Below are 17,430 nucleotides of genomic sequence, written 5' to 3' on the forward strand. Positions count from 1 at the left end.
GCGCCGTCCGCGTTCGTCTGTCTTTTCAAGGAATCGCGCAACACGGGCTGAGAGGAACAGGATGAGCAACAAAGTCGTCGTTACCGGCATTGGCGTTCTCACGCCCATTGGCAACAACCTGGCGGAGTTCTCCGAGGGGCTGCGCTCGGGGAGAGACGGCATCGCGCCCGTCACCCATTTCGATGCCAGCAAGCATCGCTGTCAGTCCGCTGGCGAGCTGAAGAACATCGATTTCTCGGCGCACTTCAGCCCCGAGGAACTGCCCTACCTCAGTCGCGGCGCCCAGATGATTCGCGTGGCGGCGGCGCAAGGGCTGGCGGCATCCGGGCTGGACCTGGAGGTCGAGGATCGCTCGCGCGTTGGCGTGGTGCTTGGAACCAACCTGGGAGGGATGCCGGCGAGGAAGGAGGGCTACGCCGCGCTGCACTACCCCTACCGGCGCGGACGGGCGGGTCCAAAGGAGTCGTGGCGCGCCCTGGTGCTCGACAGCTTCATCTGCGCCATGAGCGACCACGTCGCCAGCCAGTACCAACTGGGGGGACTCAGCCTGGTCATGTCCACCGCGTGCAGCGCGGGCCTGCATGCCCTGGGTGTGGCGATGGATGCGATTCGCTCCGGGCGGTCCGAGGTGATGCTTGCGGGCGGAGTCGATCCGCTCAGTGAGATGCCCCAGGCCGGCTTCGGCGTCCTGCGCTCCCTGGCGAGCGACAAGCTGCGGCCCTTCAGCAAGGACCGGGATGGGACGCTGCTGGGCGAGTCCGCCTCCCTGTGGGTGCTGGAGAGCGAGGCCCACGCGAAGCGCCGCGGAGCGAACATCCTGGCGGAGCTCGCGGGCTACGGAGGCTCCACGGACGCCTACCACATGACCCGGCCCGACGAGACGGGGCGCGGCCCCGCGCGGGCCATGCAGGCGGCGCTCGCGAGCGCGGGCATGAAGCCCGAGCAGATTGGCTATATCAAGGCGCACGGCACGGGCACGCCGGCCAATGACGTCATCGAGACACGCGCCATCAAGCATGTCTTTGGCGAGCAGACCCGGGTCCCCGTCAGCTCCATCAAGGCGATGGTCGGCCACAGCCTCGGTTCCAGCGGCGCCATGGAGGCGGCCGCCGCGGTGGTGGCGCTGAACGGTGGCTTCCTGCCGCCCACGCTGCACCTGGATACGCCAGACCCCGAGTGCGACCTGGACTACGTGCCCCATCACAGCCGGCCCGCGAAGCTGGAAGCGGTGCTCTCCAACGCGTTTGGCTTTGGCGGCAACAACGCCGCGATGGTCTTCCGCCGCTGGGAGGGCTGATGGAACACAAGGGGAAACGCATGGCAGGCGGTACGCAAATGACAGACGAGATGCGAGTGGTCATCACCGGCATGGGCGCGGTGTCCCCCTACGGGGCCGGCGTCCCTACCTTGCTGGACGCACTCGCCCAGGGACGCAGCGCCATCCGCCCCATCGACGACTTCGATGTGTCCGGGTGCGGCTGCAAACACGGGGCGCGCGTCCCGCAAGGGAGCCTCGCCGCGCTGACAGGCTCCAACAACCTGCGGCGGGCGCCTCGAGGGACGCAGTACACGATGCTCGCCACGGAGGAGGCGCTCCAGATGGCGGGGCATGGGCCCTCCACCTGGAACCCGGAGCGGGTGGGCGTGTTCCTGGGCACCTACCGGGCCATGGCGGAGGTCAGTCAGGACATCTGGCACCGCATCATCACCAGCGAGCCCCGCTTCGTCCAACCGCTGCTGTTCCAGGAGACTGTGACGAACGCGGTGGCCAGCGCGCTCAGCATCCGCTGGGGCTGGCGCGGCACCAACTACGCCATCAGCGCGGGTAACGCCTGCGGCTTTCAGGTGCTCGCCCTGGCGGCGCAGGCGCTGCGCAGCGGACGGGCGGACGCCCTCATCGCGGGCACGTTCGACCTGTTCACCACTGCCACCCACTTCGACATGGATGACATTGGCGTGCTAAGCGACACCAACGTGAGCCGCCCCTTCGACAGCAGGCGAGATGGCTACATCATGGGCGAGGGAGCGGCGGTGGTGGTGCTGGAGACGCTCGCCTCCGCGCGGGCGAGAGGCGCCACCCCGCTGGCGGAGATCGCGGGCCTGGGCGTGGCGCACGACGGGCACGCCTTCGGCATCCATCATCCGGAGGGCCGAGGACTGGCCTCCGCGATGAGCCAGGCGCTTCGCGACGCGGAGGCCTCGCCCGAGGCCGTGGACTACATCGCAGCCGCGAGCAACTCCACGCAGTCGTTGGATAGGGCGGAGGTGGCCGCGCTGAAGACGGTGATGGGCGCCGCGGCGCGCGCCATTCCCCTCAGCAGCGTGAAGGGGCTCATGGGCGAGGCGGAGTCCGCCAGCGACATGTTCAACCTGCTCGCCTGTATCAGCGCGGTTCGGGGTGGCGGGTTGCCAGTCCAGGGCGGCACCGAGCAGCCGGAGTTCGAGCTCAATCTGGTGCGCCAACCGCGGCCACACCGGCCCGTCCGGGCGGCCCTGGCGCACTCCTACTCGTTCGGGGGCAACGCCGGCGCGGCGTTGGTCCGGGCGCTCTAGCATCGAGGACGACAGACATGGCCAACTTGGAAGGGACAGCGGCAAGCACGGCGAACGAGGACGTGCTCCTGTCTCTGAACGACATCCGGCGCGACTACGTCCTGGGAGAAGCACGGGTCGAAGCCTTGAAAGGCGTCTCCCTGAGCATCCACCGGGGAGAGTTCGTCGCCATCTGGGGTCCGTCGGGCAGCGGCAAATCCAGCCTGATGAACATCCTGGGGTTGGTGGACGCGCCCACCTCGGGCGAGGTGTCGCTGGAAGGAACGCCCATCGCGAAGCTGACGGACAACGCGCTCTCCGACTTGCGCAGCCGCAAGGTCGGCTTCGTCTTCCAGAGCTTCAACCTCATCCCCGTGCTCAGCGCCCTGGAGAACGTCATGGTGCCGCTGCAGATTCAGGGCGTGGGCGCCGCCGAGGTACGCGAGCGCGCCAGTCAGGCGCTCAAGGACGTGGGCCTGGAGAATCAAGCCAGCGCGCGCCCGGACAAGATGAGTGGCGGTCAGCGCCAGCGCGTGGCGATTGCCCGCGCGCTCGTCACGTCGCCGTCCATCGTCGTGGCGGATGAGCCCACGGCCAACCTGGACTCGGAGAACAGCTACATGGTGGTCAAGCTCATGCGTGAGCTCAACCGCTCCAAGCGCGTCACCTTCATCTTCACCACCCATGACCCGCGGCTCCTGGACCTGGTCGACCGGAAGCTCCTGCTCAAGGACGGTCTGCTCCAGGCGGACGAGGCTGTGCGATGAACTACTTCTCCATTGGCTTCCGCAACATCCTGAAGAATCACCGGCGCAGCCTCGTCACCCTTCTCTCGGTGGGCTTCGGATTCGCCTCCATCAGCCTCTTCGCGGGATACATCAAGTATGTGTACGGCGGGCTGGCCAAGCAGGCCATTCATGGAGAACTGCTGGGGCACCTGACGGTGATGAAGCAAGGCCTGCGCACCGAAGGCCGCCTCCATCCGGCGCAATACATGTTCTCCAAGGAGGAACTGGACCGGGTGATGCCCATCCTCCGGCAATACCCTCACACGCGGCTGGTGACGCCGCGCATGTCGCTCAGCGGAATGGTGTCCAACGGCACCGCGTCCACCGTCTTCGTGGGCGAGGGCATGGTCCCCGAGGATGTCAAGAAGCTCCAGGGTGACTTCCAGCGCAAGCTGTCAGGTGACTTGAAGGCGGACAACCCCATCGGGGTAGCGACGGCGGAGGACCTGGGCAAGATTCTCAACCTGAAGCCCGGCGACTCGGCCGCGCTGCTGGTGAGCACGGTGACAGGTCAGGCCAATGCGCTAGACGTGGACATCGTGGACCACTTCAACACGGGCAACGTCGGCACCAACGACAAGTTCCTGTACCTGCCCTTCGACCTGGCGAAGTCCCTGTATGACTTCGACGGCGCCGAGCGGCTCATCGTGCTGCTGGATGACAAGGCCATCACCGACCAGGCGCGGACGGAGCTCACGGCGCAGCTCAAGCAAGCGGGCTTCGACGTGGAGCTCAAGACGTGGCTGGAACTGTCGAGCTTCTACTCACAGGTGAAGCGCCTGTTCGACATGATTTTCGCCTTCATCTTCAGCAACGTCTTCATCGTGGTGGTCATGAGCATCGTGAACTCCATGAGCATGACGGTGGTGGAGCGGACGCGGGAGATTGGAACGCTGCGCGCCATGGGGCTGCGCCGCTCGGGCATCTTGCGACTCTTCACCACCGAGGCCTTCATGCTCGTGGTGCTGGGATGCGCCGGAGGGTTGCTCTTCACGTTGCTGGTGCGACTGGCCGTCAACAGCGCGGGCATCACCTATACCCCGCCCAACTCCTCCAACGTGGTCAGCCTCATGGTCGACCTCGACGTGCCCCGGATGGCGAGGACGTTCGTCATGCTCTCGCTGCTGGGCATCGCCGCGGCCTTCTTCCCGGCGCGTACCGCCGCGCGCAAGTGCATCACCGATTCGCTGGGCCATGTCTGACGGAAAGAGAGACATCACCATGAAACACATCCTGGCGCTCATCATCGGACTGCTGCTCTTGCACACTGGAACGGCGCGGGCGGCGGAGCCAGACGCGGCGGAGATTCTCAGGGCTTCGGACCGCTCGCGGGGCGGCGGACTTCCTGGCATCCGCTGGACGGTCCGCATCCGTCCCGAAAGCGGCGTGGACAAGGAGCCCGAGCGGCTGCTCACCCTGAAGGCCAATGCCACCGCCAGCCTCGCGGAGACGCGAGAGCCCGTGCGCTTCAAGGGCTCCAAGCTGCTCCAGGTGGACCGGAACATGTGGATGAGCCGTCCCGGCCTCCGCAAGCCCATCCCCATCTCACCGAGGCAGAAGCTCTCCGGTCAGGCGTCTCAAGGCGACATCGCGTCGACGAACTACGCCGTCGACTACCAGGGCAAGTTGCTGCGCGAAGAGGACATCAACGGCGAGACCAGCTACGTGCTGGAGTTGAAGGCCATCAACACGTTCTGCACCTATGACCGCATCACCTACTGGGTCTCCAAGGAGCGGCAGGTCGGCGTCAAGGCGGAGTTCTTCTCCCTCTCCGGCAAGCTGCTGAAGTCCGCCACCTTCGAGTACGGCAACCAGCTCACCCACGAAGGCAAGACGTTCCCCTTCGTGAGCAAGATGACCATCCAGGACGCGCTCACGCCCGCCAGGACGACGCTGGAGTACGCCGACGTGCAGGTGACGGAGCTGGCGCGCGGGACGTTCGACGTCAACCGGCTTGGGAACTGAGCCGCATGCGTTCCAAGCGAATCGCTGTCTTCCCGCCAGCCGGCCTGTCATTGCTCATGGGCCTGCTGGCGGGAGGGCTGGGCACGAACGCGAAGGCCCAGGCGTTCCAGGAGCTGCTGGAGCAGGGCTCCGCCGGCCTCCAGGTGCTGGCTCTGGACAGTGAGCGAGGACTCCGTGAGAACAGCCTGCTCAATCCTGGCAACCGCATCGCCCATCTTCCAGCAGGGCAGACGGAGGTGGAGGGCCGGCTTGATTTGAAGCTCGTCACGGACACCTTCGAGGTGAGCCTGAAGCCCCGGGCCCGCTTCGAGTGGCGGCGCTTCGGGGAGACGGGACCGGAGACACGGCTCGACGCCTGGGTGAACCAGGGTCTGGTGACGCTCTACCCGGTGCAGTCGCTCGCCGTGTCCCTGGGCAGGGACGTGCTCATGTGGGGGCCCTCCAATTTCCGTTCGCCCAGCAATCCCATCTACTTCGAGAACGGCCGGAACAACCCCATGCGCGAGCTGCGCGGCGTGGACGTGGCCCAGGCCACCTGGTCCCCTACGCAGGCGCTGGCCCTGTCGCTGCTGCACCAGTTCGGCGACGGACGCGGGGACTGGCAATGGGAGAAGGAGGACGGGTTCAAGGCCCTGTCGTTGCTGAAGGTGGACTACACAGCCGAGGCCTCCGTCGTGGGACTGAACGCCTCCAAGCGGTGGGCCCACGAACGCCCGCGCTTCGGTGCCTTCGGGCAGACCACCGTCGGCGAGGCGCTGCTCCTCTACGCGGAAGGTGGCCTGCGGCAGGGGACCTCCGCGCTCTACCCCGAGCGGCTCCCCAACGCCATGGGAGGCGCCTTCCTGCCTCGCCATGCGCGGGACCACCGGCTCCTCTATTCCGCGCTCGCCGGCGGCGGGTACACGCTGGACTCCGGCCACACCGTCTACCTGGAGTACCTGAGCAACAATGAAGGCTACCGGTGGGCGGATGGCGCGAGGTACTTCGACATCGCCAGTCGTGCATCCTCGGTCCTGGCCATCCCCTCCCCGGATGCCGCGCTCGCGGGCCAGACGCTAGGGGCGGCGCTCAACAATGGGCTGGCGCTCCTCGGGCGCCACTATCTGTTCTTGCAGGTGCAGAACAACCCCACCGACACCGGGCCCACCTGGCAGCTCCGCTACTCGCTCAACCTGGTGGACGGCAGCGGACAGGCCTCCGCCTATGCGGAATGGAATGTCTGGAGCCGCCTGGCGCTCTTCGCGGTAGGCGTCATTCACCACGGAGGTAACCGCACCGAGTTCCACTCCTTGTTGAGCCAGTCGATACTCGTGGGAGCCAAGGGCTACGTCCTGTAGCCGCACAGACATGGGCATGCACCCACGTTCAACGTGAGATGGACCTCACCGGGAGCCCAGCTTCTCCAGCATCTTCACCGCGTTGTCGTTCTGGGGGTTGAGCTCCAGCGACTTCTTGTAGCGCATGACAGCGTCATTCTTGCGGCCTGCCTGGGCGTAGGCCTCCCCGAGGCTGTCGTGCGCATTGGCATCGTCGGGATAGAACTCGACATTGGCCTCGAACACCTTCACGGCGTCCGCGAGCTTCTGCTGGCGTAGGAGCCCATAGCCGATGTCGTTGAGGATTCCCGGAGACAATCCAGCGTCCGCAGCCCGCCCCTGTTTGCGGTCCTTGAACCAGGCAATGGCGGCGTCCACGCCCTGGAGCCGGACCAGCAAGTCCACCGTCATGAAGGGGCTGTCCGGCTGGGTCTCCTCCATGCCCTTCCAGCCATACTCCGCCGCCGCGCTGGCGAGGAGCCGCTCGAAGAGGCGCGAGCCGTCATCCGAGTTCGTCATGACGGCGATACCACTCCCGGACTCCGCCAGGGCCATGAGGAAGGCGCGGTAGCCCTCGTTGGCGCCGCTGTGTCCGAACCATTCCTTGCCCTCGCGGCGCATGAAGCCAATGCCGAAGTCCGAGGACTGACGCGTGAGCATCTGCTTCGCCATCGACGGGGAGACGATGCGCCGGGACTTGCCGTTCCAGGTCTTGGAGACCTCCAGGGCGATGTGCGCCAGGTCGGAAGGCGTGGTCCACAGTCCCGCGGGGGCCATCTCCGGGTAGGTATGCCAACGCCCCTCGACGCTCGTGCCACCTGAACGGGTCCCGATGGCGGCGCGTGCTTCCAGGGCCTTGGGGAGCGGCTGCTCGAAGGTGCTGTTCTTCAGGCCCAACGGAGCGAAGACCGCCTCCTTCATGATGCGCGGGAACGGCTGCTGGAGCTGGTCGACGAGCATCTGCTGGACGACGACCGTGCCCCCACCGCTGTAGCGCGTCCGCGTTCCCGGTACGGTGTCGACCCGCACGGCCCCGCTGTTCGCGGGCGCCGCACCGTCGAGAATCTGCTGCGTCGTCGGCACGGCCGCTCCCGGCGCGTAACCCGCGAAGCCATGCACCGTCGTGCCCGCGTTGTGCGCGAGCAACCGGCGCAGGGTGACCTTCTGCTCCTTCGTGAAGTCGTTCTCCGGCACCTTCCAGGAGACGAGCGCGTCATTGATGTCCGCGTCGAGCGACCACTTGCGCTTCTCCGCGTGGCGCATGGCCGCGAGCGCCGTGACGGGCTTGCTGATGGAGGCCGCCTGGAAGAGCGTGTCGACGGTGACGGGCTCGATGCCGCCCGCCTGCTTCACGCCATAGGACTTCGCCCAGACCAGAGCTCCCTTGTCGAAGACGGCGATGCTCAGCCCAGGCACCGCATACAGCTCCATCCATTGATGGAGCGACAGGCGCCTGGGCGCCTCACCGGGAAGCGCGATGGGTGCGAGTCCCGCCTCCACCCGTGTGATGCGTGCGGCCTCCGAAGGCCGTGCGAGCCACTCAGTGACGGGGCGCCGCGGGGCAGCGGCGGTGAGCAGCACGAGGGCGGCGAGGCCGGCCAGTGCCGTGGCGACGAAGCGGGAAGGACGCATTCGGGGCATGTCGTGAGCGCTACGAAGGAGTTCGCAGTCGATTGCACCCGCGCAGGAGATTTCGAGCGGGCGCCTGCATTCCGCCGGGCACTGACAAACCGTGGGCCCCATCCCGACCTCCAGCGTCTGGGTCGTTCCGGATTGACGTCAGTCACGCCACGTTGTCCCGTAAAGGGCTGGCATGCCATTGCATCGCTATCCCTATGTGGGTCCGGAGGAGATACGCCTCGCGGTCGCAACGTCGCCAGCCGGAGTCCCCATCCTGGCGGCACGAGACGTCGAAGCGTGGCTCCAAGCGACACCGGATGCCCTCATCGAGGGAGCCACATATATCGTCGACCTCCAAGGGCGGCTTCGCCTGGCCCCACGAAGGTCCGAGCACGTCGCGTGTGCGGAAGGCGAGGACGTGCTCGCCGCAGGCGAGATTCGCTTCCAGCGAGACACCCACGGCGTCACGGTGGCCGAAGTCTCGAATCAGTCCACGGGGTACTGTCCGGACACGACGTGTTGGACCGCCGTCGAGCGGGCCCTCGCACATGCGGGCCTGAATGCTCCCGCCGGCTTCACGCACGAAGCCATTTTCCGGCGCTGCCTCCGGTGCGGCGAAGTCAACCTCGTGAAGGAGGGCTGGTTCGTCTGCGTGTTCTGTGAGGCCGACCTGCCCCAGGAGTGGAACATCTCCCCTACTGCTTCTGGAACTCCGGCGAGCCCAGCAACAACCCGGCGATGAGCGGGACATCCACGGGGCGAACTTCTCCCACGGCGCTGGCGGCCTCGGCGCGCTTTGACAGCGCGTCGAGGATGGTCGCTCGCGTCTCCTCCGACGGAGGCGCGCCTAGCAGCGCCTGGCCCAGCGCGTCCACCCAGGCGCGCTCGGTGGGCTCGGCCGGCGCGGCCAAGGACTTCAGCGTCACCTTCGTCCCCGGCATCCGCCCGGACACCAGTTCCAGGCTGAAGTTGAGCCGGGCCACCAGGGAGCCGCTGTTCACCCACGGAGCCGTCCCTTCCGGAAAGCCCGTGGGCGCCGGGGCCCGGAAGAGCGGCTCGCCCATCTTCGCCAGGGACTGCACCAGCCGGGGGCGCACCGTCACCTCCGCTTCGGTGGCCCGCAGCGCGGACACCACGAACTCGAAGGGCGTCTTCACCTTCACCGCCCGCGCCTCGGGGGCCCAGAACTCCGGTGACTGGAAGAGCGCGCGGTACACGGTGGGCAAGTCCCCGCCCGAGTCGAGGAACACCTTCGCCACCCGCTCCACCAGCGCCGGCGGCGGCGTGTCCGAGACGAAGCGCCGCGCCAGCTTGCTCGCGACATGGCGCGCGGTGGAGGGGTGTCGCGCCAGCAGGTCCAACACCTGCTCCGCATCCGCCACACTCCGCTGTCCGGGGATGCGCTGTCCCAGCACCCACTTGTCGTCCGGGTCATGCGCCCGGCGACGGAAGTAGAACGCGGGCTCCTGGCGCGGCTTGCGGATGCTCCAGCCCGTGAAGCAGCGGGCCACCTCACGCACGTCCTGCTGCGTGTAGCCGCCCTCCACGCCCAACGTGTGCAACTCCAGCAGCTCGCGCGCGTAGTTCTCGTTGAGGCCGCGCTTCAGCTCGGCGGGCTCCGGTGCGTCGTCATCCTCTGACAGCGCTTCGCGTGACACGCGCTCCGGCATGCCGTCACGGACGCTGCGCCAGTTGTCCAAGTAGAAGAGCATCGCTGGATGGCGGGCCGTGGCGCCCAGCAGCTCCCGGAAGCTGCCGAAGACATGCGGGCGGATGGCATCGCGCTCGTAGGCCGTCACCATCCACCGCACCGCGCCTTTGTCCGAGGACACGTTGAAGTGGTTGAACCAGAAGTCCACCAGCACCTCTTCGAGCTGGTTGGGACTCTCCACCGCCCGCAGCAGCTTCGCCGCGGATTGCTCCAAGCCGATGAGGGCGGGACGCTGTGGCTCACGCCCGTCCATCAAGGCTTCGTCCCGCTGGCGCTTCGGCGGGTACTCCCGCACCAGCTCCGCCATGGACATCGTCAACGTGGGCAGCGCTTGGAGCTTCGCCTCCAGACCGGCTGGCAGCAGCGCACCGGGACGGGAGAGCTGTGACGCCATCCATTCCTCCACCCCCTGGCGCCGCAGGTCCGCCAGCGCCTGTCGCGAAGGTCCGAAGGCCATTCGCCGCAGGACGTGGACCGCGCGTGCCTCGTCGAAGGTGGGCTCGGCCGATACAGGCTCGGACGCCACCACGGTCGTGGGGTGCGGCCCGCTCGCACATGAGAGCACGAAGGCCACCAGGAATCCGACAGACAGAAGTCGCATGACGATGGAGGAACCCCACACGGTACCTGAAGTTACGCGGTGAGCTGTGGGCTCGAAGTCAAATGACGCTTTCCTGGCGCAAAGGACTCCCGGGCCACTGCATCGTGACTTGCTGCGGGGCGCACGATGTCGTTCCACCGGGACTGGGGCTTCCCGCCGGTGCCCCCGGAGAGCGCCATGCCGCCGTCCCCGCCCGCCCGAGCACGACTCCTGCCGCTGTTGCTCGCCTGCCTGTTGGCCAGCGCCTGCGGGCCCCTGGCCGATGACGAAGGGGGACGCCCCGGAAGCGAGGATCCACTCGAAGGGCCCTTCAATCCGGTGGTCGACCTGCGCGCGGATGTGAATCGCAATGGCATCGTCGAACTCGACAACCCCACGGAGGACGAGGGCGAGGACACCTGGACGGCGGAGCGCGGCGCCATCTTCCTGGCCAACCTGGACGACGACGAGGACGCCTGCCCCTTCTCCATGGACCCCCACCGCATCAGCGATGACGCGCTGACGCAGTGCCATGACGCCATGGACGCGGTGGTGAATGGCGAGTCGGACCTGGAGGACCTGGCCCGGCTGCGCACGGCGCCCTGGCCCGAGGCGCCCGCGGGCACGGTGGGCTCTGTCATCGTGTCCGGGGCCGCGGGCAAGAAGGTGCGCCTGTTCAAGCGCGTGCGGGGCAACTTCGTCTCGAGCGGCTTTCCCGACACCGTGTTCCTGACGACCGCCGAGGTGCGGCGCGGCGTGGTGCTCGCCATCGAGGGGCGCGACATCGTTCGCGACCCCGAGGAATGGGATGGCTTCGCGGACGTGGTGCTGACCATCGGCCGGAACAACCCGCACGACCCGGTGTTCACCGACACCGTCCGCATGCGCGTGGCCCCCGTGGTGCTCTTCCACCACATGACGCCCGCGTGGAACGTCTTCGTCTCCAAGCCCGCCGCCAGCATCGAAGCCAACCAGTTCCGGCAGGCGCTGGGCGGCGTGCTCGCGGACTCAGGAGAACGGATGGTCTACTCCGAGTTCGCGGTGGATGACTTGTGGCCGCAGGACTACTTCGAGCCCGCGTACATGTCGATGCCCGCCCCAGGCGGCCGCCAGCACGTCATGCGCGTCAACTACCGCGCGCCGCACGTCTACAACACCGACGCGAACGCGCCCCTTCGCGCGGCCGGCCGCATCGCGTTCTGGCTTCGCGGCCCCGACAATGCCGCCATCCAGCAGTACCAGCAGGGCATGTCCATGGCCTCCCAGACGCTGAACTCCTTCGGCAACACGGAGGTCATCCCGCCCTACGAGAAGGACGGTGTCACGTATCCCCTGGGCCGGCTGTTCCGGGGCTGGGGGCCGGACTCGCGGCCGGACTATCAGCCCGACCCCAGCTTCACGAAGATGCTGGAGGCGCAGGCCGTGCAGCCTCCCATCTACGTGGACACCTCGTGGCTGTTCGTGGACCACGTGGATGAGACGTTCACCTTCCTGCCCGCACCCACGCCTCGGGGCTGGATTGCCCTGGTGGCCGACCCGGCGCTCGCGCGGCGGATGCTCCAGGACGCGCAGGCCCGGGGGCACGGAGACGCGAAGCTCTTCGCCGGCCTGTCCTGGGCGTACTCCATTCCCGCGGAGGCGAGCATCGCCGAGGTGCTCGACAACCCCGGACTGATGGACGCCAGCGCCGTGGCGGCACTGGAAATCGACACGCAGCTCTCCATCCTCCGCGAGGAGACGGGACTCACGGACGCCGACATCATCCGCGTGCCCTTCCTCTTCCAGAACGCTTCAGACGGCGTGACGGCGTACCAGCCCGCCACGTTGAACCTGCTGTCGTTGACGCCCACGCAGGTCATCGCGCCAGACCCGCACGGACCGCTCATCGATGGGAAGGACCCGTTCAAGACGCGGTTCGAGGATGCGCTCGGAGCCTATGGCATCCGCGTGCACTGGGTGGATGCCTGGGCGCCGTTCCACATCGCCCAGGGCGAAGTCCACTGCGCCACCCAGAGCGCTCGGCAGGTACCCGACGTGAAGTGGTGGGAGGGTGGACGATGAGACGCGCACTGCTTCGCGGCATCAGCACCGCCACGATGCTGGTCTCCCTGAGCGCGGGTGGGACGGAGACGCCCCGCCCGGGTGATGACTGGAGGGCCGGCTTGAAAGCGAACATCTCCCGGGCCCGCCGGGAGAATCCAGCGGCGTTCATCCGGTTCGACACGGCCGCCGCCCAGGTGGACGCGCTGGACGCGAAGAAGCGGGGCACCCTGGCCGCGGTGTCACCGGGGCTTCGTGCGCTGGGGCCGGAGGCGCTGTGGCCCATGGTGGAGCGGCTCGCCTTCCCGCCTCAGGAGACGCCGCGGCTCCCCTCGCGCGAGTCCGCGCGGCTGGCCTTCAAGGTGGGCCTGGTGGAGGCCACGGGGGCGCTGCGTGACCCCCGCCTGGCCCCCTTGTGGAAGAGCCTTCTCGAAAGTCCGGACACCCAGCCCCAGGTCCTTCGCCCGGTCGCTGGAGCGCTGGCACGCCTGGAGACATTGGACGCGGCGAACACGCTCATCGCCATGTCGAAACAGAAGGACGCCCGGGGCGAGGCCGCGATGGAGGCCTTGGGCCTGTGCCGGCGTCTCGTGGCGACACGGGCGTTGGCGGATGCACTGGACGCCCGGCCGGAGCGCGAAGTCATGCGACAGTTGGCCAAGGCCCTGGGGGATGCCGGGTCCGCGTGGGCATGGAAGACGTCCGGCGTGAAGGCGCGCTCGGAGGAAGGCGCCATCCGCCGCGTGGCGGCCGAGGCGCTGGTGCGGGCGTACCTGGACACGGACGGTGACGTGCGGCGCGCCGTCTCCAGCGCCCTGCTGCGCGTGGATGCGCCCCAGACGCCCACGCTCATCGACGCGGCCCGGCTGAGCGCCCCGCCCTCCCAACAGGCGGCGCTGGACGCCCTGGCCGACCGGCTGCGCCACAGCCCGCTGCGCTGACGTCAGGCCGCTTCGATTTCCATCCGGTACCCCACACCGCGCACCGTCTGGATGGCGAAGCGGGACGTGCTGTTCCAGCCCAGCTTCTTCTTCAGGCTGGAGATGAAGTTGTCCACGGTGTGAGGGTCCACGACGACGTCCCGGCCCCACACCGCGTCCAGGATTTCGTCGCGGCGCAGCACGCGCTCGCGCTCCCGCACCAGGAACGCGAGCAGGTCGAACTCCGTCCGCGTCAACTCCACCGCGACTCCAGCAGGTGTCTCCACCTTCCGGCGGTCCAGGTCCATCCGGAAGCCCGCGAAGCGCAGGCCCTTCACCGGAGCCGCGCCGGAGCGGCGCACCAGCGCGCCCACGCGCGCCAGCAGCTCGCGCAGCCGGTAGGGCTTGCCCAGGTAGTCCTGCGCGCCTGATTCGAAGCCCCGCACCACGTCATCCTCCAGGGTGCGCGCGGTGAGCATCAGGACGGGCGTCGCCACGCCTTCTTCGCGCAGCGCGCGGCACAGCGTGTAGCCGTCACCGTCCGGCAGCATGACGTCCAGCAGGATGAGCTGGAAGTCGCGCCGGCCCAGGTGCTCGCGCGCCTCCCGCACGCAGGTGGCTTCCTCCACCGCGTAGCCGCCCTGGTTCTCCAGGTTGTCGCGCAGCGCAAGCCGCAGGTTGGCGTCGTCCTCCACCAGGAGGAGCGCCGGAACGGATGAGGTCATGTCGTCACCGTATGAGGAAAGCGAAGCTCGAAAGTGGTGCCCTCGGAGCTGGAGGCAGCCACGCGCAGGGTGCCGCCGTGCACGCGCATGATGCGGCGGCACAGGGCCAGCCCCAGACCACTGCCGGGTGCATCGTGTCTCTGCCCCGGCAGGCGCACGAACTCCTCGAAGGCGCGCTCCCACTGCGCCTGGGGAATGCCCACGCCGTTGTCGGAGAAGCGCACGCGGCCATCTGACAGCGCCTCGATGCGCAGGCGCACCGGGCTGCGGGTGTTGTAGGCACAGGCGTTGCGCGCCAGGTTCGAAAGCAGCAGGCGCAGGAGCTGTCCGTCCGCGCGCAGGGAGAACTCCCCCACGTCCGCCTCCAGCTCCACGGGCACCTTGGACCAGAACTCCAAGTCCCTGCGCAGCTGGGCCACCAGCTCGTCCAGGCGCACCGGCTCCAATTTCGGGACCCAGCGCCCCTTGTCGATGCGGTTGAAGGACAGCAGGTTCTCCACCAGGAAGCCCAGGCCGTCCGCTTCCCGGACGATGCGCGCCGGGTAGTCGCGCGCGTCCGTGCCTTCCGCCAGGCGCCACTCCAGCGTCTCCGCCAGCAGCCGGATGGAGGCCAGTGGCGTGCGCAGCTCGTGCGACACGGTGGCCACGAAGTCGCTCTTCAGCTCCACGAAGCGCAGCTTGCGGTGCTGAGCCACGAAGGCCAGCGCGGCGATGCCCAGCGCCAGCACCGCGCACGCGGCCACCATGCCCGTCTTCAGCCGGTAGCGCCGCTCCAGCGCGCCCTGGGCCCGCGCCCACTCCGGCGTGTCCACCGACAGCGGCAGGTCGGCCAGCGGCAGCACCTCCGCGTCCGCGAGCAGCCGCACCTGTCCGTCCGCTTCCAGCAACCCGCGCTCGCGCATCTCCCGTGTCAGCGACTGGAGCAGCGCGCCCGAGTCCACCGCCACGCCCCGCACGTGATTTCCGCCACGCGGCTCCAGGTACCACCCCGCTCGCACCAGCGCGGGGCCCGGAAGCGTCCTGGGCAACGGCAGCGGCTCGGAAGCGAGCTCGGCGGCGCGGGCCTCGAAGTCCGCCGCCGGCACGCCTGCCTTCGTGGAGAGCGCCACGATGCGCTCGCGCAGGAAGTCGAAGTCCTCCTTCGTGAAGCGCGCGCGGCGCAGCAGGAGCAGCCGCTGCAATCCATCCAGGCGCCCGCTGCGCCCGTCCGCCAGGCCGTCACGCACCAGCGCGTGCATCAACTGGGGCACCGGGTCGCCCCGCTCCGCCAGCGACTCCAGCACCACCAGGAAGCCCGGCACATCGCGCGTGGAGGCCAGCACGTACTGCGAGCGGTGTTGAAGCAGCGCCATCAGCGCCACGGTGGACGCGCGGCGGTCGCCGCGTGACAGCGCCCGGTCCACCTCGCGAATCAGCGCGAGCCGCTCCGCCCAGGGGTCCTCCGCCTCGTCTGCCCGCTCCGTGCCGGCACGCAGGCCCGCGTAACGCGCCTTCGCCAGCGCGTCTTCGCCGGTGTCGTGGAGCGCCAGCCGAGGCAGCAACTGCGTGCCTCGCTCGCGCAGGTAGAGCCCCGTTGCCGGGGCGAGCGGATCCAACGCGGCGGCCTCCAGCGAGGGGCGCGCCGCTTCCAGGCGGTCTCTCAGGGACTGCGCCAGGGAGGCACGTGCGTACTGCTCCAGGGCCTCCCGACGGGAGTCGAGCGAGGCCTGCGCGTCATCCCGCTCGGCGGCGAAGATGCGCTGGAGCGAGCCCAGGCCCCAGGCCAGCCCGGCGAAGCCCAGCAGGAGCGCGATGAGGGTGGGCAGCAACCGGCGGAGCATCGGAGCGGCTCAGTTTCCCAGGGAGGGCACGTCGTCGAAGTCCGAGCTTCCACTGGGCATGAGGCGCTCGAAGCGCTCCTTGCGCGTGTCCAGCGACTGGGCTTTGCGAATGAGCGCCCCGAGCTGCGCCACGTCCTTGCGGGCTCGCAGCGGCTCGCCGATGCCATCCCACAGCGCCAGCAGCCGGGGCCAGTCAAGGGCTCGCGTCCAGAAGGAGCCTCGCAACTTCTCCGCGAACGCGGAGGCCACGTAGGCCAGGCGCGTGGATGGGGCGGCGCGGGCATAGTCGGAGCGCAACGTGCTGGAGGGCATCAACATCTGCACCCGGCGCCAGATGCTCGAGTTGCTCTGCTCGTAACGCACCCGGAGCATCCCGAAGGCGATGGAGGGCCCACGCAGCTTCACCTCGTGGATGGTGGTGACGGATTGGCCGGCGGCCAGCGGGAACAGCGCCGTGTCGTCTCCCGGGTCGAGCGGCTCCGGGTTCGGAGACAGGTACTCGTAGCCCAGCAGCCGGTAGCGGGCGACGGCCTGCCGGCTGAACTCCACCTGGACGCCCACCTCGCGGACCGGTTCGCGAGCCTTCACCGTGATTCGCACCACGTGGTAGCCCTTGCGGCTGGGCGAAGGAAAGCCCTCGACGTAGAGCAGGAAGGGGCCATACGGCTCGCCTTCGTCCCCTGAGTTGAAGCTGTTGATGAAGGCCTCCGTCCGCACCGCGCCCTCCGCGGGGAAGACGTCGCGGGACAGGTGGTCGCGCGCCACCGCATAGGCGCTGGTGTCCACGGCCACGGGGAACTCCGAGACGCGCGACTCCTCCGTGTCGATGGTGGGGTTCACCCCGAAGCCCCGCGTCTCGATGCCAGAGCCCGGCTTGCCCAACGACGCGCGATAGACGGTCTGCCACGCCCCATCCGGCACGAGCACGGGCAGGTGCTGCAACGCCCAGGCGGGTGCCCGCCCCCGGTCATCGTCCACCGGCGCGGGGGCCAGCACGGAGGGGCGCGTCAACAACGCCGCCAAGAGCGCCACGTCCACGGGGGGCGCATGCCCGGCCTTCACCGTGATGTCCGTCCGGATGAGCGCCTGGAAGGACTCCTTCTCGAAGCGGAGTGAATAGACGCCATCCTCCAGTTGGGGAAAGCGGAAGGCGCCATTCGCGTCCGTCACCGTGGAACGGGGCTCCGGCAGGACGGGCGAGGTCGCGGTGACGCGCACCTCCGGAATCGCGCTTCTGTCACTGGCACGCACGACGGTGCCGGAGAGGCCTCCGGCCGCCAGCGCAGGCGCGGACAGCACCAGGAGGACGACACAGAGGGCATTGCAGAGGGTGGGCTTCATCGTGGGTGCCATCCCGGGCCACGCACGCCGTGACCACCCTGGGGAGGTGCCTGCAGCGTGCCGCACGCGGGC

General features: G+C 68.5%; 13 protein-coding genes. 8 read left to right on the forward strand and 5 right to left on the reverse strand.

Annotated features, from left to right (window positions below):
- Window positions 1-61: 61 nt before the first annotated feature.
- From OZ403_RS33875 to OZ403_RS33900, 6 genes are read left to right on the forward strand one after another with little or no spacing between them, the layout of a single operon-like run.
- Window positions 62-1,297: a beta-ketoacyl-[acyl-carrier-protein] synthase family protein gene (locus OZ403_RS33875; protein WP_140795349.1), complete on the forward strand. Its 1,236-nt coding sequence runs from the start codon at window positions 62-64 to the stop codon at window positions 1,295-1,297.
- Between the two features lie 38 nt (window positions 1,298-1,335).
- Window positions 1,336-2,553 carry a beta-ketoacyl-[acyl-carrier-protein] synthase family protein gene (locus tag OZ403_RS33880; protein ID WP_268782692.1) on the forward strand — a complete coding sequence of 406 codons (1,218 nt, stop codon included), beginning with the start codon at window positions 1,336-1,338 and terminating at the stop codon, window positions 2,551-2,553.
- A 17-nt stretch (window positions 2,554-2,570) separates the two neighbouring features.
- Window positions 2,571-3,299: an ABC transporter ATP-binding protein gene (locus OZ403_RS33885; protein ID WP_140795351.1), complete on the forward strand. Its 729-nt coding sequence runs from the start codon at window positions 2,571-2,573 to the stop codon at window positions 3,297-3,299.
- A complete protein-coding gene (locus tag OZ403_RS33890) occupies window positions 3,296-4,522 on the forward strand; it encodes an ABC transporter permease (RefSeq protein WP_268782693.1) in 1,227 nt (408 codons plus the stop codon). Before OZ403_RS33885 ends, OZ403_RS33890 begins: the two co-directional genes overlap by 4 nt.
- Window positions 4,523-4,541: 19 nt before the next feature.
- A complete protein-coding gene (locus OZ403_RS33895; RefSeq protein ID WP_140800011.1) occupies window positions 4,542-5,285 on the forward strand; it encodes an outer membrane lipoprotein-sorting protein in 744 nt (247 codons plus the stop codon).
- Window positions 5,286-5,290: 5 nt separating this feature from the next.
- Window positions 5,291-6,622, forward strand: a complete 1,332-nt coding sequence (locus OZ403_RS33900) for a hypothetical protein (protein ID WP_268782694.1) — start codon at window positions 5,291-5,293, stop codon at window positions 6,620-6,622.
- Between the two features lie 45 nt (window positions 6,623-6,667).
- Here OZ403_RS33900 and OZ403_RS33905 read toward each other — a convergent pair whose 3' ends face one another.
- Both OZ403_RS33905 and OZ403_RS33910 read right to left on the reverse strand, forming a co-directional pair.
- Window positions 6,668-8,242, reverse strand: a complete 1,575-nt coding sequence (locus OZ403_RS33905) for a serine hydrolase (RefSeq protein WP_268782695.1) — start codon at window positions 8,240-8,242, stop codon at window positions 6,668-6,670.
- Between the two features lie 674 nt (window positions 8,243-8,916).
- Complete coding sequence (locus OZ403_RS33910; RefSeq protein ID WP_268782696.1) at window positions 8,917-10,533, reverse strand: DUF1800 domain-containing protein; 1,617 nt, start codon at window positions 10,531-10,533, stop codon at window positions 8,917-8,919.
- Window positions 10,534-10,659: 126 nt separating this feature from the next.
- Between OZ403_RS33910 and OZ403_RS33915 the strand changes: the two genes are divergently transcribed.
- Both OZ403_RS33915 and OZ403_RS33920 read left to right on the forward strand, forming a co-directional pair.
- Window positions 10,660-12,573 carry a protein-arginine deiminase family protein gene (locus tag OZ403_RS33915; protein WP_268782697.1) on the forward strand — a complete coding sequence of 638 codons (1,914 nt, stop codon included), beginning with the start codon at window positions 10,660-10,662 and terminating at the stop codon, window positions 12,571-12,573.
- On the forward strand, window positions 12,570-13,493 hold the full coding sequence (locus OZ403_RS33920) for a hypothetical protein (RefSeq protein ID WP_268782698.1): 924 nt from the start codon (window positions 12,570-12,572) through the stop codon (window positions 13,491-13,493). The genes OZ403_RS33915 and OZ403_RS33920 overlap by 4 nt, the downstream gene beginning before the upstream one ends.
- 2 nt (window positions 13,494-13,495) lie before the next feature.
- Here the strand turns inward: OZ403_RS33920 and OZ403_RS33925 are convergent, their stop codons facing one another.
- From OZ403_RS33925 to OZ403_RS33935, 3 genes are read right to left on the reverse strand one after another with little or no spacing between them, the layout of a single operon-like run.
- The gene (locus OZ403_RS33925; RefSeq protein WP_140795359.1) at window positions 13,496-14,197 is read right to left on the reverse strand and encodes a response regulator transcription factor; all 702 of its coding nucleotides are present in this window, start codon (window positions 14,195-14,197) and stop codon (window positions 13,496-13,498) included.
- The gene (locus OZ403_RS33930; RefSeq protein WP_268782699.1) at window positions 14,194-16,017 is read right to left on the reverse strand and encodes a sensor histidine kinase; all 1,824 of its coding nucleotides are present in this window, start codon (window positions 16,015-16,017) and stop codon (window positions 14,194-14,196) included. The genes OZ403_RS33925 and OZ403_RS33930 overlap by 4 nt, the downstream gene beginning before the upstream one ends.
- Before the next feature lie 9 nt (window positions 16,018-16,026).
- The gene (locus tag OZ403_RS33935; protein ID WP_237081570.1) at window positions 16,027-17,358 is read right to left on the reverse strand and encodes a carboxypeptidase regulatory-like domain-containing protein; all 1,332 of its coding nucleotides are present in this window, start codon (window positions 17,356-17,358) and stop codon (window positions 16,027-16,029) included.
- Between the last annotated feature and the right edge of the window lie 72 nt (window positions 17,359-17,430).

Origin of the sequence: Myxococcus sp. NMCA1 (assembly GCF_026810205.1) — a bacterium.
In the GTDB taxonomy this organism is placed as follows: domain Bacteria; phylum Myxococcota; class Myxococcia; order Myxococcales; family Myxococcaceae; genus Myxococcus; species Myxococcus xanthus_A.

Bases quoted from the DNA above. Each gene is read 5' to 3' on its own strand.
- OZ403_RS33875 (WP_140795349.1), top strand. From the start codon at position 62: ATGAGCAACAAAGTCGTCGTTACCGGCATTGGCGTTCTCACGCCCATT.
- OZ403_RS33880 (WP_268782692.1), top strand. From the start codon at position 1,336: ATGACAGACGAGATGCGAGTGGTCATCACCGGCATGGGCGCGGTGTCC.
- OZ403_RS33885 (WP_140795351.1), top strand. From the start codon at position 2,571: ATGGCCAACTTGGAAGGGACAGCGGCAAGCACGGCGAACGAGGACGTG.
- OZ403_RS33890 (WP_268782693.1), top strand. From the start codon at position 3,296: ATGAACTACTTCTCCATTGGCTTCCGCAACATCCTGAAGAATCACCGG.
- OZ403_RS33895 (WP_140800011.1), top strand. From the start codon at position 4,542: ATGAAACACATCCTGGCGCTCATCATCGGACTGCTGCTCTTGCACACT.
- OZ403_RS33900 (WP_268782694.1), top strand. From the start codon at position 5,291: ATGCGTTCCAAGCGAATCGCTGTCTTCCCGCCAGCCGGCCTGTCATTG.
- OZ403_RS33905 (WP_268782695.1), bottom strand. From the start codon at position 8,242: ATGCCCCGAATGCGTCCTTCCCGCTTCGTCGCCACGGCACTGGCCGGC.
- OZ403_RS33910 (WP_268782696.1), bottom strand. From the start codon at position 10,533: ATGCGACTTCTGTCTGTCGGATTCCTGGTGGCCTTCGTGCTCTCATGT.
- OZ403_RS33915 (WP_268782697.1), top strand. From the start codon at position 10,660: ATGTCGTTCCACCGGGACTGGGGCTTCCCGCCGGTGCCCCCGGAGAGC.
- OZ403_RS33920 (WP_268782698.1), top strand. From the start codon at position 12,570: ATGAGACGCGCACTGCTTCGCGGCATCAGCACCGCCACGATGCTGGTC.
- OZ403_RS33925 (WP_140795359.1), bottom strand. From the start codon at position 14,197: ATGACCTCATCCGTTCCGGCGCTCCTCCTGGTGGAGGACGACGCCAAC.
- OZ403_RS33930 (WP_268782699.1), bottom strand. From the start codon at position 16,017: ATGCTCCGCCGGTTGCTGCCCACCCTCATCGCGCTCCTGCTGGGCTTC.
- OZ403_RS33935 (WP_237081570.1), bottom strand. From the start codon at position 17,358: ATGAAGCCCACCCTCTGCAATGCCCTCTGTGTCGTCCTCCTGGTGCTG.